The sequence below is a fragment of the Dongia sp. genome, from assembly GCF_041910485.1.
Classification (GTDB): domain Bacteria; phylum Pseudomonadota; class Alphaproteobacteria; order Dongiales; family Dongiaceae; genus Dongia.
The window spans coordinates 249,472-264,209 of the sequence record NZ_JAYRQR010000035.1 but is presented as its reverse complement, the minus strand read 5'-3'; the positions used below and the strand labels follow the sequence as shown (position 1 = coordinate 264,209).

General features: G+C 63.7%; 13 protein-coding genes. 6 read left to right on the top strand and 7 right to left on the bottom strand.

The annotated features are described in order from the left end of the window. Positions 1-29: 29 nt before the first annotated feature. From accC to aroQ, 3 genes are read right to left on the bottom strand one after another with little or no spacing between them, the layout of a single operon-like run. The gene (accC, locus tag ACE3PP_RS12075) at positions 30-1,367 is read right to left on the bottom strand and encodes an acetyl-CoA carboxylase biotin carboxylase subunit (protein ID WP_374382497.1); all 1,338 of its coding nucleotides are present in this window, start codon (positions 1,365-1,367) and stop codon (positions 30-32) included. Positions 1,368-1,386: 19 nt separating this feature from the next. Beyond that, positions 1,387-1,830 (bottom strand): acetyl-CoA carboxylase biotin carboxyl carrier protein, encoded by a 444-nt coding sequence (gene accB / locus ACE3PP_RS12070; RefSeq protein ID WP_374382494.1) that lies wholly within the window; start codon positions 1,828-1,830, stop codon positions 1,387-1,389. After that, positions 1,827-2,288 (bottom strand): type II 3-dehydroquinate dehydratase, encoded by a 462-nt coding sequence (gene aroQ / locus ACE3PP_RS12065; protein ID WP_374382491.1) that lies wholly within the window; start codon positions 2,286-2,288, stop codon positions 1,827-1,829. The genes accB and aroQ overlap by 4 nt, the downstream gene beginning before the upstream one ends. A gap of 253 nt (positions 2,289-2,541) precedes the next feature. Here aroQ and ACE3PP_RS12060 point away from each other — a divergent pair, with 253 nt between their 5' ends. Beyond that, positions 2,542-4,242: a methyl-accepting chemotaxis protein gene (locus tag ACE3PP_RS12060; protein ID WP_374382488.1), complete on the top strand. Its 1,701-nt coding sequence runs from the start codon at positions 2,542-2,544 to the stop codon at positions 4,240-4,242. Positions 4,243-4,271: 29 nt separating this feature from the next. Here the strand turns inward: ACE3PP_RS12060 and ACE3PP_RS12055 are convergent, their stop codons facing one another. Then, on the bottom strand, positions 4,272-5,054 hold the full coding sequence (locus tag ACE3PP_RS12055) for a DsbA family protein (RefSeq protein ID WP_374382485.1): 783 nt from the start codon (positions 5,052-5,054) through the stop codon (positions 4,272-4,274). A 52-nt stretch (positions 5,055-5,106) separates the two neighbouring features. Beyond that, positions 5,107-6,537, bottom strand: coding sequence for a M48 family metalloprotease (locus ACE3PP_RS12050; protein ID WP_374382481.1), 1,431 nt, complete (start codon positions 6,535-6,537; stop codon positions 5,107-5,109). A gap of 71 nt (positions 6,538-6,608) precedes the next feature. Here ACE3PP_RS12050 and ACE3PP_RS12045 point away from each other — a divergent pair, with 71 nt between their 5' ends. Further along, a complete protein-coding gene (locus ACE3PP_RS12045) occupies positions 6,609-8,201 on the top strand; it encodes a gamma-glutamyltransferase (protein ID WP_374382478.1) in 1,593 nt (530 codons plus the stop codon). Positions 8,202-8,210: 9 nt separating this feature from the next. Beyond that, a complete protein-coding gene (locus ACE3PP_RS12040) occupies positions 8,211-9,356 on the top strand; it encodes a pyridoxal phosphate-dependent aminotransferase (RefSeq protein ID WP_374382475.1) in 1,146 nt (381 codons plus the stop codon). A gap of 150 nt (positions 9,357-9,506) precedes the next feature. Here the strand turns inward: ACE3PP_RS12040 and tyrS are convergent, their stop codons facing one another. Beyond that, entirely contained in the window at positions 9,507-10,769 is a 1,263-nt protein-coding gene (gene tyrS / locus ACE3PP_RS12035; protein ID WP_374382662.1) for a tyrosine--tRNA ligase, read from the bottom strand. Positions 10,770-10,883: 114 nt separating this feature from the next. Here tyrS and ACE3PP_RS12030 point away from each other — a divergent pair, with 114 nt between their 5' ends. Continuing rightward, positions 10,884-11,972 carry an anhydro-N-acetylmuramic acid kinase gene (locus ACE3PP_RS12030; protein ID WP_374382472.1) on the top strand — a complete coding sequence of 363 codons (1,089 nt, stop codon included), beginning with the start codon at positions 10,884-10,886 and terminating at the stop codon, positions 11,970-11,972. Between the two features lie 19 nt (positions 11,973-11,991). On the opposite strand, the gene ACE3PP_RS12025 is transcribed toward ACE3PP_RS12030, so the two are convergent. Continuing rightward, complete coding sequence (locus tag ACE3PP_RS12025) at positions 11,992-12,903, bottom strand: TauD/TfdA dioxygenase family protein (RefSeq protein WP_374382469.1); 912 nt, start codon at positions 12,901-12,903, stop codon at positions 11,992-11,994. A 166-nt stretch (positions 12,904-13,069) separates the two neighbouring features. Here ACE3PP_RS12025 and ACE3PP_RS12020 point away from each other — a divergent pair, with 166 nt between their 5' ends. Both ACE3PP_RS12020 and ACE3PP_RS12015 read left to right on the top strand, forming a co-directional pair. Then, the gene (locus ACE3PP_RS12020; RefSeq protein ID WP_374382465.1) at positions 13,070-13,822 is read left to right on the top strand and encodes an SDR family NAD(P)-dependent oxidoreductase; all 753 of its coding nucleotides are present in this window, start codon (positions 13,070-13,072) and stop codon (positions 13,820-13,822) included. A 120-nt stretch (positions 13,823-13,942) separates the two neighbouring features. Beyond that, positions 13,943-14,296: a carboxymuconolactone decarboxylase family protein gene (locus ACE3PP_RS12015; protein ID WP_374382462.1), complete on the top strand. Its 354-nt coding sequence runs from the start codon at positions 13,943-13,945 to the stop codon at positions 14,294-14,296. Positions 14,297-14,738: the final 442 nt, after the last annotated feature.

Here is a 14,738-nt window from a genome sequence, read left to right as displayed (position 1 = left end):
ACCAAGAGTGCCGCAGGTCCCGGCCAGCGTCAAATGCCGACGAACTTCTCCAGCCAGCGGATATCGTAATCGCCGTTGATGAAGTCGGGGGCGGCGACCAGACGCTGGTGCAGCGGAATGTTGGTTTTGACGCCCAGAATCACCATTTCCTCAAGCGCGCGGCGGGCGCGCATCAAGGCTTCGTTACGGCTCTTGCCGTGCACCACCAGCTTGGCGATGAGGCTGTCATAATTGGACGGCACCTTGTAACCGGCATAGAGCGCCGAATCGACTCGGACGCCGAGACCGCCCGCGGCGTGGAAGTCCGTGATGAGGCCGGGGGACGGCATGAAGGTCACCGGGTCTTCCGCGTTGATGCGGCATTCGAAGGCGTGGCCGGTGAAGGTGATGTCCGACTGGCCGAAACCCAAGGGCGCTCCGGAGGCGACGCGGATCTGCTCGCGCACGAGATCGATGCCGGTGATCATCTCCGAGATCGGATGCTCGATCTGCAGACGCGTGTTCATCTCGATGAAGTAGAACTTGCCGTCCTGGAACAGGAATTCGATCGTGCCGACCGAGCGATAGCCCATCGCCTTCACGGCCTTCACCGCGATCTCGCCGATCTCCTTGCGCTGGTCGGCATTGAGGGCGGGCGAGGGGGCTTCTTCCAGTACCTTCTGGTGCCGGCGCTGCAGCGAACAGTCGCGCTCGCCCAGATGCACCGCATTGCCGTGATTGTCGGCTAGGATCTGGATTTCGATGTGGCGCGGATGACCCAGATATTTTTCCATGTACATGGCGTCGTTGCCGAAGGCGGCCTTCGCCTCGGCCTTCGCCATCGACAAGGCTTCCTTGAGCTCGCCCGCATGGTTGGCGACCTTCATGCCCTTGCCGCCGCCGCCGGCCGCCGCCTTGAGGAGGACCGGATAGCCGATCTCCTCGGCAACGCGCGCCGCTTCCGCTTCGTCGGCGATGGCGCCGTCCGAGCCGGGGACGCAAGGGATGCCGAACCTCTTCGCCGTGGCTTTCGCCTCGACCTTGTCGCCCATCTGTGAGAGATGTTCAGGCGAGGGGCCGATGAAGGTGAAGCCATGCTCTTCGACCATCGCGGCGAACTTGGCGTTCTCGGACAGGAAGCCGATGCCGGGATGGATGGCGTCGGCGCCGGTAATCGTCGCGGCCGAAATGATCGCCGCCATGTTGAGATAGGAATCGCGCGACGGGGCCGGGCCGATGCAGACGCTCTCGTCGGCGAGGCGCACATGCATCGCGTCGGCATCGGCGGTCGAATGCACCGCCACCGTGCGGATGCCCATTTCGCGGCAGGCGCGGTGGATGCGCAGCGCGATTTCGCCGCGATTGGCGATGAGGACTTTTTCAAACATCGTCGCGGCCGGCCCTTGCTTACTCGATGACCAGAAGCGGCTCGCCGAACTCGACCGGCTGCGCATCATGGACCAGGACTTCCTTCACGACCCCATTGGCCGGTGCCGCGATCGGGTTCATGACCTTCATGGCTTCGATGATGAGAACCGTCTGCCCCTTGGAGACGCGGTCGCCCACCTTCACGAAGGGGGAGCCGCCGGGCTCCGACGACAGATACGCCGTGCCAACCATGGGCGAGGTGAGGGCGTTCTTCGCCGCCTCGGCCTTGGCCGGTGCCACCGCCGCCGCGGGTGCCGTCACATTGGCAACCGGCGAGGCATGGACCACGGTCGCGGGCGCTGCCTGCGACGTGACGCGGATGCGCTGCCCGTCCTTCTCCAGTTCAAGCTCCGTGAGACCCGTTTCCTTCAGCAGGCTCCCGAGCTTGCGGATCAGGGCTTCATCGATATCGAACTTGCTCATGCGCGTGCCTTCTTCGTCTTGATCAGATTGGCCATCGCCTCCAAAGCCAGGAGATAGCCCTGGCTGCCCAGCCCGCAGATGACGCCGGTGGCGGCCTGCGAGGTGTAGGTGTGATGGCGGAACGGCTCTCGCCGGTGGATGTTGGACAGATGGACCTCGATGACGGGAAGTTCCGTCACCAGCAGGGCATCGAGGAGGGCGACCGACGTGTGGCCGTAGCCCGCCGGATTGATGACGATGCCGGCGGCGCGACCGCGCGCCTGCTGCAGCCACGTCACCAGTTCACCCTCGATATTGCTCTGGCGGAAATCGAGCGTCAGGCCGAGCGCCTTTGCCTTGGCGCCGCAAGCCGCCTCGATATCCTTCAGGGACTCGCGCCCATAGACCTCAGGCTGGCGCTGCCCCAGCATGTTCAAATTCGGTCCGTTGAGGACCAGAACGGTCGGATCTTTGGCCAAGAGCGGATTTCCCAACGATATCGGGCACTAAATCGCCGATTTCGCGCCCTTATAGCTGTGCCGGCAGGGGAGGGCAACCGCGCCTGCGTCCGGACTTGAGAACTAAGTCGGAACCTGTTTAATGTGATGCACAATTTTTTAATATAGTGCACATTATGACTATAATCCGGCCAAAAGAGCCGGGATAGGGGCTGGAATCGGCCCCAAAGCGAGCCTGAACCGGAACCGAACCGGGACTGTCTGGGGGAATAGCGTGTCGGATTCATCTGGGGCGTCTCACGCCCGCGACCTTGATTCTCGTCTCATCGAAGCCGGTCTCGGCGGGCTGGAAAGCCTGCAGCACGGCATCGCCCGCGTGCTGGAGGCGCAGACCCTCTCCCTGGGCGAGATCGCCGAGCGCAGCGCGCGCATGAGTGCCGCCCTCGACCATTCGACTGAGGAGGTGCTCGCCAGCGGCCGTATCGCTGCCGATTTGCGGCAGCAGCTCGCGGCCGAGATGGCCGACGTTGTTGCCAATATCCGCGCCGAACTCGACCAAGTGGTGAACGCCATTGAAAGCAAGGCCGGCGACGCGATGACCGTGCTGCGCGAGATCGAAAGCATCGCCAAGTCGGTCAACCTCCTCGCCCTCAACGCCACGATCGAAGCGGTCCATGCCGGCGAGCAAGGCAAGGGCTTTGCGGTCGTTGCGAGCGAAGTGCGCCAGCTTGCCCAGCGCACGATGCACAGTGCCAAGGAAGCCGGCCGTTCCATCGACCTCAGCGAAGTGCAGAAGCGTGTGGCCGGCACGGCAGCGAAGTCCGACCAGATGCTGAACGAGATTTCTGGGCATCTCGCACGCGAGCTTGACCGGCTCAATGCCAATTTCGACGCCATAAACCACCGCATCGACGATCTCAAGGACAATAACCGCGTCATCTCAGTGGCGGTGCCGCAGGCGACCTCGCGCAATGACGGCGTCGTCGGCAAATCGCGCTGGTCGATGCAGCTGGCCGAAGAACTGGGTGCAGCGCTTGAGCTGGGCACCGATGCCGTGCGCCGCGTGCTGCAGAAGCATCACCTGCCGAGCAGCGCCGACTACGACCGCCTCACTGATATCCGCGCGCGCGGCAAGGTCCGCATCGCCGTCGAGCCCGCCTTCGTCGGCCTTTCCTTCCGCCTGCGACCCGGCGGACCGTTGATGGGGCTCGATATCGATTACGCGACGGCCTTTGCCAAATGGTTGGGTGTGGTGGCTGAGTTCGTCGAATATCCCTGGGACCAGTGCACCGAGCTGCTGCATCTGGGGGCGAAGCCCGGCGAGGCGCCGGCCGATCTCGTCTGGAGTGCGCTGCCGCCCAACGCCGCCTATCGCGGCACCGCCTTCTCGGAAAGCTACACCTACCTCAATTACTGTCTGGCGCGGCGTGCCGGCGACCAGCAGATCCGCGGTGTCGCCGATTTGGCCGGCAAGGTGCTGGGCTGCATCAACGATCCCGGCGCCTTCGCGACCCTTGAAGCGGCCGGCATCCGCTGGGCGGCGAACGCGGCAAAGCCTGGCGGCAAGGTGCGGCTCGCCAATCTCATTGCCTATTCCGACCAGAGCCAGATCCACGATTGCCTGGTGAACAAGGTCGTCGATGCCTTCGCGGTCGACCAGCCGATCTATTATTGGGCTGCGACCGGGCCTGAGAGCCGGTGGAAGGACAAGATCGAACTCCTGCCCGGCAATCTCGCCCCCGCCCCCTGGTATTACGCCGTTGGTGTTGCGGCAACCGGGGCGAGCCACGAACTACTGGCCAAGGTCAACGCGTTCATCCGCTGGTTCAAGGACCAGCCGGAGCGCGCTACGCTGGAGCGGAAATGGCAAGGGCAACCCATCAACGGGACCAGCACCTATCGCGACGAACCCGGCGATCTGCCGGGCGAGGCGGAACTGGCGCAGATGAAGGCCGGCGCTGTCCCGCTGGCCTGAACGTTTACCTGAGGCAGCGGGCTAAGGCGTCAGGAGCCCTTGCGCGCGTCGGCGATGAGGCCCTTCAGATCGTCGATCGACATGGCACCGGGCATCACCTTGTCGCCGACGATGAAGGTCGGCGTCGAGCGGATCGACAGGGCAAGGGCCAGCTCATGCGTCGCTTTGAGCTGCTTGTCGATCTCTTCCGACTTCATGTCCTCCAGCAGCTTCTGCGCATCGAGCCCGGCCGAGGTCGCGACCGACGTAATCGTGCCGAGATCGAGGGCGCCGCGGTAGGCCATCAGGGCCTGGTGCAGCGGCAGGTATTTGTCCTGCTTCATCGCCGCGAGCGCCGCACGGGCGGCGAGGACTGACCCGTCGCTGAGGATCGGGAATTCCTTGAACACGATCTTCAGGTTCGCGTCCTCCTTCAGCAAGGCTTCCAGCGCCGGTGTCACCTGCTTGCAGTAAGGGCATTTGTAGTCGAAGAACTCGATCAGGGTGACGTCGCCTTGCGGATTGCCGGCCACCGGGTCGCCTGCGTCGGCATAGAGTGCATCCTTGTGCTGCTTCACGGCCTCGGATTGCATCCCGGCCTTCGCCGCCTCTTCCTTTGCCTGCAGGGCCTGGATGGCATCGCGGATGACTTCCGGATTTTCCAGCAGATAGTTGCGCGAAATCTTGCCGATATCGTTGACCTGGGCTTCGCTAAAATTCGCATCCCCGTCATAGACATGCTTCGGCTCGACCAACCCGAGACTGATCGCCAAGGCGGCGGCGCTGAGGGCCAGTGCCGCGAGGCTGGGAAGATGACGCATGAAATTGGACATGTGGTTTCCTTGCTTGATATCGCTGCCTGCTGACGTGCCGGCGCGACCGGGACTAATTGTTTTCTTTGATCTGCTGCGCTTCGGTGATGATGTCGTTGGCCTTCAGCCAGCCGGGCGATCCCGCCGGCATCCCTTCCAGCGCGCGCTTGGCCTGCGCCCAGGCTTCCTGTGAATTCCCCTGGGCCATCGCCTGCTCGGCCTGTGCCAGTGCCGACATCGGCAGATTGCCATCGCGGCCATAGGCCACGGAAAGGAAATACCAGGCGCGCGCATTTCTGGGCTCGATGGTGGTGACGCCTTCCAGATGCTTGATCGCCAGCTTGGTGAGCTCCGGCTGTTCCAGTTCGATTTCGGCCTGGGCCAGTTCCAGGCCGAGAAGCGGCTCGTTCGGGCGTTGATTGTAGGCGGCCGTATAAAGTGGCAGCGCCTCGGCAAGCTTGCCGTTCTCGAACAGGATCTGTGCTTTCTGTTCCAGGAAGAAGGGATCGTCGGGTGCTTCGGCGAGCAAGCTGTCCATCAATTGCAGCGCTTCGGGTGCGCGGCTCACACGGTAATAGGCGATGGCGCGGGCATAGCGGGCACCGACCGATTTGTCGCTGGCCGGATAGGTCTGTTCGACCCGGGTCAGTGGCCAGATATAGCCTTTGAGCTTCGCCACCATGCGTTCCTGCATCGCCATGTCTTCGTGGGGGTCTTTGGCGTCGCTATAGGGCGAATTGTCGACATGCTGCTGAACGGAATCGATGCGGTCCGTGGTCAGCGGGTGGGTCAACAGATAGGGATCCTGGTTCTGTCCCAGCAGGAACTCCTGGCCCTCCAGCTTCTGGAAGAATTCCAGCATCCCGCGCGAGGATTGATGAGTGGCGTCGAGGAATCCCATGCCGGCCTGGTCGGCCGCAGATTCCTGGGTGCGCGAATATTTGAGCAGGTTGCGCTTGGCAATTTCGGTCCCAAGTGTCGCCCCGGCGACCACAGCGCCGCCGTTGCCGCTGGCGACCGCGGCGCCGGCGCCCAGCACCATGCCGATGATCTGCTCGATCGTGGCGTTCTTCAGTTCGTCCTGGAGGCGTGACAAATGTGCGCCGGCAATGTGGCCGGTCTCGTGCGCGATGACGCCCTTGACCTGGTTCGGGCTGTCAGACTGGATCAGCAGACCGGTGTTGATGAACAGCCGCATCCCGCCAGCTACGAAGGCGTTGATCGAATCGTCATTGACCAGCAGAACGCGAATGCCGTTCGGGTCGAGGCCCGCTGCTCGGAAGAGCGGATCGGCGTAATGGCGAATCGTCGCCTCGATCTCGGCATCCCGGATCAGGCTCAAGGGGCGTGATTGGGCAAGAGCCGGCTTTGGCTGCAGGGGTGGAAATCCCGGTCCGGCGGCGCAGAGGAGGGCAGCCAGGCCAATGGTCGCAAGGCGTTTCCCGACGGCCCAGCCGCGGCTTTGGGGCCGCCTTGCATTGGCTCGGTTGATCAATCCGGGCATCCTTCTTTATTCTCCCCCGGCGTTCGGGGGCCTTCCCCGGCCGAACAATGTCGACCAGGGCGGAGTTTCATATGTCTGGTGCCTATCATAACGGCCAACCCGAGACCGGCCAACCCGAGACCTGCATGCATGATCGGGCCATTCGGCACCGTCGATTCGCCGTTGGACCGGACAATGTCCGGCGGGCCGGGGCGGCGGCGCTGACGGCCGTGGCACTTTTGCCGACCCTGTTGCTCGGCAGTTGCGGCAGTACCCGGTCGGTCGCGTCCGACGCCACCCAAATCGATGGGTTCCGCGCCGGGGTGGTCGCTGACGAGCCCAGGGCTGCGCTCATCGGCCGCACCATCATTGCCAATGGCGGCAATGCCGCGGACGGCGTGGTCGCGGCCTATTTCGCGATGGCAGTCACCAGCCCGGCAACGACGGGGCTGGGCGGTGGCGGCATCTGCATTGCCCACGATGCCGACAAGAAGACGACCGATGTCATCGATTTCCTGCCGCGCGCGGCCAAGGCGGGGGCCGTCGCCGTTCCCGGCAATGTGCGCGGCATGGCGGCACTCAATGCGCGCTATGGCAAGTTGCAGCTTTCTGCCCTCGTTGCTCCGGCCGAAGGCCTGGCGACAACCGGTGTGCCGGTCAGCAAGGGGCTGGCGCGCGAGTTGCAGCAATATGGCCACCTGCTGACGGACGACCCCACCTTGCGGGCAAGCTTCACCAAGCTCGACGGCACGCTGCTTGCCGAAAACGACAATATGCGGCCGGTCGATCTGGCGGCGAGCCTCGGCCAGATCCGTGCCCAGGGCGTCAACGCTTTTTACAGCGGCCTTCTCGGGCAGAAGCTGGTCGAAGGTGCCCAGGCGATCGGTGCGCCCCTCTCCATCGACGATCTGCGTGGTTACAAGGTGCAGATCTATGCGCCGCTCGAAGCGCAATTCACCGATCTTAGCCTCTACGTGGCGCCGCCACCGGCCTCCGGTGGTGTCATGACGGCCCAGGCCGTGGCGATGCTGGACGGTGCCGACAATTCGCCGAGCGGCCAGGCCGCCCTTTCGCGTCAGATCATGCAGGCACGTTCGGTCTGGATGCAGCCAGATGGTCTTGCGGCCGGCAACCCGGCCGAGTTGCTCTCGCCTGGCGCCGTCAAGGAACTTGCGGCGCGGGCCAGTGCCACGCTGCCGCAGGAAAACACCAGCGCCGCATCGATCGTCGCCGTCGATTCCGATGGTGTCGCCGTTGCCTGCGCCTTCACCATGAACGCGCCCTTCGGTGCCGCGCGCGCGGCACAAGGGACCGGCATCGTCCTCGCCCCGGCGCCGAACGATCAAGGGGTCGGTTTCTCGACCTTGTCGCCGGTTATGGTGGCGAGCAAGCACAATGGCCAGATGTTCTTTGCCGCGGCAGGGGCCGGTGGTGCACCGGCGGCGGTCTCCGAGGCGCTGCTGCTCGATGCGGTCATGCGGCGGGCGATGCCGCTCGATCAAGCGATGCAATTGCCGCGTGCCTTCGATTCAGGCGACCAGCAGGTCGATGAGCAATCCGGTGTTCGCATCGGTCGTATCAACGCCATCTTCTGTGCCGAGGGCAATCCGTCGGATCCCGATTCCTGCCAGATCAGGAACGATTACCGCGGCTATGGTCTGGGCTCGATCCTTGGGCAGGAATAAGGCCGGATCATGGCGCTAAAGCAATCGCGCCGCGCCGCCATCGATCCCTTCATCGTGATGGAGGTGATGCGCTCGGCCAACGAGCGCGCGGCCGGCGGCGGCGATGTCCTGCATATGGAAGTCGGGCAGCCTTCAACCCCGGCACCGCGTCTGGTGTTGGAGGCCGCCAGGCGTGCGCTGGATCGGGAGCTCATCGGCTATACCGATGCGTTGGGGACACCGGCCTTGCGCGCCCGCATCTCGCGCCATTACCGCGATTTCTATGGGCTTGATGTACCTGCGGCGCGGATTGCCGTCACCACCGGCTCGTCGGGTGGTTTCCTGCTCAGCTTTCTGGCCGCCTTCGACCCGGGCGACAGGGTGGCGCTGGCCATGCCGGGCTATCCCTGCTACCGTCATATCCTGACTGCCCTCGGGCTTGAGCCGGTGCTGATCGAAGCGCATGCGGCGACCAAGTTCCAACCGACCATTGCCGATCTCGAAGCGGTCGAGGGAAAGCTCGATGGGCTTATCCTGGCGTCGCCATCGAACCCGGTCGGTGCCGTGGTGGCGCCGGCCGATCTCAGTGCGATCGCCGCTTGGTGCGCGCAGAAGGGCGTGCGCCTCATCTCAGACGAAATCTATCACGGCATCACCTTTGGCACGAAGGCGACCTCCGCAGCCAACGAGGCAGGCGCCATCGTCATCAACAGCTTTTCGAAATATTTCAGCATGACCGGCTGGCGGCTGGGTTGGATGGTGCTGCCCGATGATCTGGTGAAGGCCACCGAGCGGCTGCTGCAGAATTTCTTCATCTCGGCGCCGGCTCTGTCGCAGAGCGCCGGCGTCGCGGCCTTTGACGCACATGAGGAACTCGAAGCCAACGTCGCCCGCTATGCGCGCAACCGGGAACTCCTCCTCAATGAACTGCCGCGTGCCGGCTTCGATGATCTCATCACCACCGATGGGGCCTTCTACATCTACGCCAATGTGGCGCGGCTCACCAACGACAGCCTCGATTTCTGCCGCCGCATGTTGAGCGAGACGGGGGTCGCGGCGACGCCGGGCATAGATTTCGACCCGGCGCGCGGGCGTCATTTCATGCGCTTCTGCTTTTCGGGTGCCACCGACGACATGGCCGAAGCCGCCCGCCGGCTCAAGGGGTGGCGTAAGTAGCTGCGCGGCACTGCCCCCACCCCAACCCCTGAAGGGAGTGGGGCTTTGGCACCAAACTCTATCGAACCACCTCGCTCAAAACCCTCTCCCTTCAGGGGGAGGGTAGGGTGGGGGTGTCGGCAATTGAAAATCACTACCCGGGCAGATCGCTCACCCGACCTTCACCACCGCATGCTTCTTCTTGCCGGCCGACAGCTTGATGACGCCCTCGGCATTGAGATCGCCGGTGCCGACTTTCAGCGCATCGTCGCCGATCGCCTGATCGTTGAGCTTGGCGCCGTTCCCCTTGATGAGGCGCCGCGCTTCGCTCTTCGAGGCGGCAAGGCCGGCCTGCACCAGCAGATCGATCACCGCGATACCGGCAGCCAGATCCCCACGCGGCACCTCAATGGTCGGCAGCTCGCCACCGAGGCCGCCCTCGACGAAGACCTTGCGTGCGGTTTCCTTGGCGTCGGCGGCGGCATCGGCGCCACGGCACATCTTGGTCGCTTCGTCGGCGAGGATGATCTTCGCCTCGTTGATCTCGGCGCCCTGCAGTTTTTCCAGGCGCGCGATTTCTTCGAGCGGCAGATCGGTGAAGAGCTTGAGGAAGCGGCCCACATCGGCATCCTCGGTGTTGCGCCAGAACTGCCAGTAATCATAGGCCGAGAGGCGCTCCTCGTTGAGCCAGACCGCACCGTTGGCGCTCTTGCCCATCTTGGCACCGGAGGCCAGGGTAATGAGCGGCGAGGTGAGGCCGTAGACGGCTTTGTCATCGCAGCGCCGCGCCAGTTCCACGCCGTTGACGATGTTGCCCCACTGGTCCGACCCGCCCAGCTGCAGCACGCAATTCTGCCGCCGCGCCAGTTCCAGGAAATCGTAGGCCTGCAGGATCATGTAATTGAATTCGAGGAAGGTAAGGGCCTGCTCGCGTTCGAGCCGCAGCTTCACCGAGTCAAAGGCCAGCATGCGGTTGACCGAGAAATGCCGGCCGTAGTCGCGCAGGAATTCGAGATAGTTGAGCTTCGCCAGCCATTCGTCATTGTTGACCATCACCGCGTCGGTCGGGCCGTCGCCGAAGGTGAGGAATTTCGAGAAGATCTTCTTGATGCCGGCGATGTTGCTGGCGATGTCGGCATCGGTCAGCACCTTGCGCATGTCATCGCGGCCCGTCGGATCGCCGACCTTGGTGGTGCCGCCGCCCATGAGCACGATCGGCTTGCCGCCTGTTTTCTGCAGCAGGCGCAGCATCATGATCTGCACCATTGACCCGACATGGAGCGAATCCGCCGTGGCGTCGAAACCGATATAGGCGATGAGCGGCTTGGGCCCCAGGGCCGCCTGATCAAGCTCCTCCATGTTGGTGCATTGATGGAGGTATCCGCGCGCCACGAAATCGCGCAGGAACGGGGATTTGGGCTGGTAGCTGCTCATCATCGACTTCCGGATGGTCTCGCTTCTTGTCTTGCGGCCGGTCATGTAACACATTCGCCGGATAGGGGCCAAGCGGTGCCGGAATCGCCTGGGAAATGATTGGGAATCAAGGAAATGCCGGGAAAATGGGCGATCGGGCTGATGAGCGGGACCAGCGCCGACGGGGTCGATGCCGCCCTGATCGAGGCCGACGCCACGCATATCTACCGTTTCGGACCGGCTCTCTTGGAACCCTATGACCCTGCCTTCCGTGCCCGGCTGGTCGGCCTCTATGGCGGCAAGGCCCCGGCCGACGAGATCGCCGAGGTCGAACGCATCCTCACCGAGCGCCATGCCGTGGCGACGCTCAACCTCCTCGAACGCGCCGGGCTGAAACCGGCCGATATCGAGATCCTCGGCTTCCACGGCCAGACCATCCATCATGCGCCGCACCAGCGCCGCACTTGGCAGATCGGCGACGGCAAACTGCTGGCCGAGCTCACCGGCATCCCTGTCGTCAATGATTTCCGCTCGGCCGATGTCGCGGCAGGCGGGCAGGGGGCGCCGCTCGTCCCCGTCTTCCATCAGGCGCTGGTGGCGTCTCTGCCGGCCGACGTGCCGCGCCCCGTTGCCGTGCTCAATATCGGCGGTGTTGCCAACGTGACCTGGGTCGGGCCCGACGGGTTGCTGCTCGCTTTCGACACCGGTCCGGGCAATGCCCTCATCGACGATTGGATGCAGCGGCACCGCAACGTGCCGGTCGATCGCGGCGGAGCCACGGCACGCGGTGGCCGTATCGACGAGGACGTGCTGGCGCATCTTCTCAGCCACCCCTTCTTCGATCAGAAGGCGCCGAAATCGCTCGACCGTAACGCCTTCCATTCGACGCTGGCCGATCATCTCTCGGTCGCCGACGGTGCCGCGACCCTGACTGCTTTTACAGCAGCCTCGATCGCCCGCGCCGTCTACCACTTCCCGGCACCGGCGCAGGTGTGGCTCATCTGCGGCGGCGGGCGGCACAACCCGGTTCTGATGGAGGCTTTGGAAGAACGGCTCGATGCCCCGGTCAAAGGCGTCGAGCAGGTGGGCTGGGACGGCGACGCGCTCGAAGCGCAGGCCTTTGCCTATCTGGCGCTGCGCAGCCGCGCCGGCCTGCCATTGAGCTTCCCGACCACGACCGGCGTGCCTGAACCGATGACCGGCGGCAGGTTCCACCGGCCCTGAAGCTCTTCGGCCTTGATGATCACTCCGCTGCCTTCAGTGGCGCCTTCAGCATGCGCGAATAGCGGCCATCGACGCTGACCGGCACCTCACCGGCGATGGTGACACGGCGCATGGTGCGGTTCTCCTTGCCGTAATCGTTCATCGCGTAATGCTGGGTCGCCTGATTGTCCCAGATGGCGACATCGCCCACCCGCCAGTTCCAGCGCACGATGTTCTCCATGCGGATCACATGGTTCTGCAGCAGGGTGAAAAGCAGGTTGGAATCGATGTGGTTGTGCCCGACGAAGCGCTGGATGAAATAGCCCAGCACCAATGTCTTCTCGCCTGTTTCGGGGTGGATGCGCACCACCGGATGTTCCGCCTCGTAGACCTGGGAGGCGAAGACCTTCTCGTAATGCGCAGCTTCCTCAGGTGTGGCCGCCGCATGCTGGGCGGCATAATCGTATTTGTTGGAATGCACCGCCCAGAGGCTTTCGGCGAGCGCCTTCAATTGCGGCGAAAGATCGTCATAGGCCGCGACCGTGTTGGCCCAGAGTGTGTCGCCGCCCACTTCGGGAATGCGCATCGCGCGCAGCACCGAATAGCGCGGATAGGCGTCGACGAAGGTCACATCGGTGTGCCACACATCGGCCTTGCCGTTGCCCGCTGCCGCATCGAGTTCCAGGATGCCGGCCGATCCCTGGCGCACCTGCTCGGTCGGGTGCGGGACCAGCCCGCCCAGCATGTTGGCGAAGGCTTCCTGGTCGACATCGCTGAAATCGTTCTGGTCGCGGAAGAAGATGACGCGGTTGGCGAGCAGCGCCTGGCGGATCTCCTCGACCTGCTGTCGCGACAGGCCGCCGGTGAGCTTGATGTTGGAGAGCTCGGCGCCGATGCGTCCGGCGAGACGCCGCACCCGGATGCCGCTCGCTGTCTCGCTCACTGCCTTCATGACCAAAGCCTCCGTTTGTCTTTTTATGAGGGTCATGGGACCATCGAACCGAACATGCATTTTGATGCATCGGGTCGCACCTCGTCCTCTTTCATCAAGCGGCGGGAATTTGGCCGGCGCCAAGCTGCCGGCCCCACGGGATCAGGCGTTGCGGGAAGGACGGGACATGCGTTTTGCAGGCAAAAGGGTGCTGGTGACGGGTGGGGCGCGCGGCATCGGCGCCGCCACGGTCGAGGCCTTCCTGAAAGAAGGCGCCCATGTCGCCGTGGGTGCGCGCAGCCAGGACTCCTATGATGCCTTCGCCGCCGCCCATCCCGGCGCCCGCATCGTTCCCGCCGTCGGCCCCGTCGGTTCGCGCGCGGCGTGCGCCAAGGTGGTGGTGGCAGCAGAGATCGGCCTCGGCGGCCTCGACATCTTGGTGAATTCGGCCGGCTATTTCGCCGAGGTGCCGGTCGAGGCCGTGGACCAGGAACATTGGGACCGCATCATGGAGACCAACGTCGCCGGCACCTTCTTCTGTTCGCAGGCGGCCCTGCCTGAGCTGAAGAAGAATCGCGGCAACATCGTCAATCTTGCTTCCGACGCCGGCATCATCGGCTATCCGCTGGGGGCGGCCTATTCGGCCTCGAAGGCCGCCGTCATCAACATGAGCCGCGCGATGGTGCTGGAACTCGCGCACACCATCCGCATCAATTGCGTCGCCCCCGGCAATGTCGATACCGACATGATCGCCGGGGCCGCCAGGGCCAGCGGCAATGCGGCCGACTATCTCGTCAAGGCGCGGGCCCGGGCACCTATGGGACGCATGGCGACACCCCGGGAAGTGGCCGACGCCATCCTCTATCTCGCCTCCGATCAGGCGAGCTTCGTCAACGGCGCCATCCTTTCCGTCGATGGCGGCGGCGTCTGCGGGTTCTGACGATTTTTGATGCCTGAGGCGCTTGGCCGCGCCTTCCATACAGCATCCACGGTCGAATTGGCGTCTGGCTGGCCTTATCTTCGTTCCATCGATCGCAACCTGGACCGGAAAGGAATGGGCATGAGCAAGGAATACAAGGCCATCATTGGCGATATCAGCCTCTATACGAAGGAGCTGCACAAGCTCATCCCCGAGACGATGGCCGGCTTCTCGGCGATGGCCAAGGGGGCGACGCAGACCAAGGCGCTCGATGAGAAGACCAAGGAGCTGATCGCCCTCGCCCTCGGTGTGGCCGGCCATTGCGACGGCTGCCTCGGCTTTCATTCCCGCACACTTGTCCGTCTTGGCGCGACCCGCGAAGAAGTAGGCGAGGCGCTGGCCATGGCCATTTATATGGGCGGTGGTCCTTCGCTGATGTATGCGGCAGACGCTCTGCGGGCCTTCGACGAGTTTTCCGGCAATCCCGCGGCTTAGACTGCATCGACCCGGTACTCATAGCTCGCCGTTGCCATTCGATGGTGAGGCGGCGGCGTATCGCCTTTGGTGCATAGGCTTGCGGTGATTTCGTTCCTGCCGCAGTGCGACGAAAAAATCTGTCGCGTATATCTATCGTTAACAACAGCGCGCGCGGACGCGGAATAGAATCTCGCCTCGCAACAACCAACGATGTTCAGCCATTGCTCAAAGCGATTTGGCTAACCTGTCCTGCTCATTGAACGATCCGACGATATCGCCGCTCTCAACCAGTAGCTGCATCTTTGTGCAACAAGGATTGTCGGAGGAAGTGCCTCCTAGTAGCGAATAGAGCCCATCCGGCGCCATATACGACAAATTAAGCAATCGCACGTAAAACTAGCGCATGGATGGGCGTGGGTAACGGCGCCCGGGGTGACGCATTCCTATTCTGCCGGCGACT

Excerpts from the sequence above, each read along its gene's own strand:
- ACE3PP_RS12050 (WP_374382481.1), bottom strand. The coding sequence starts at position 6,537 with ATGCCCGGATTGATCAACCGAGCCAATGCAAGGCGGCCCCAAAGCCGC.
- ACE3PP_RS12045 (WP_374382478.1), top strand. The coding sequence starts at position 6,609 with ATGTCTGGTGCCTATCATAACGGCCAACCCGAGACCGGCCAACCCGAG.
- ACE3PP_RS12040 (WP_374382475.1), top strand. The coding sequence starts at position 8,211 with ATGGCGCTAAAGCAATCGCGCCGCGCCGCCATCGATCCCTTCATCGTG.
- ACE3PP_RS12025 (WP_374382469.1), bottom strand. The coding sequence starts at position 12,903 with ATGAAGGCAGTGAGCGAGACAGCGAGCGGCATCCGGGTGCGGCGTCTC.
- accC (WP_374382497.1), bottom strand. The coding sequence starts at position 1,367 with ATGTTTGAAAAAGTCCTCATCGCCAATCGCGGCGAAATCGCGCTGCGC.
- ACE3PP_RS12055 (WP_374382485.1), bottom strand. The coding sequence starts at position 5,054 with ATGTCCAATTTCATGCGTCATCTTCCCAGCCTCGCGGCACTGGCCCTC.
- ACE3PP_RS12020 (WP_374382465.1), top strand. The coding sequence starts at position 13,070 with ATGCGTTTTGCAGGCAAAAGGGTGCTGGTGACGGGTGGGGCGCGCGGC.
- tyrS (WP_374382662.1), bottom strand. The coding sequence starts at position 10,769 with ATGAGCAGCTACCAGCCCAAATCCCCGTTCCTGCGCGATTTCGTGGCG.
- ACE3PP_RS12030 (WP_374382472.1), top strand. The coding sequence starts at position 10,884 with ATGCCGGGAAAATGGGCGATCGGGCTGATGAGCGGGACCAGCGCCGAC.
- ACE3PP_RS12015 (WP_374382462.1), top strand. The coding sequence starts at position 13,943 with ATGAGCAAGGAATACAAGGCCATCATTGGCGATATCAGCCTCTATACG.
- accB (WP_374382494.1), bottom strand. The coding sequence starts at position 1,830 with ATGAGCAAGTTCGATATCGATGAAGCCCTGATCCGCAAGCTCGGGAGC.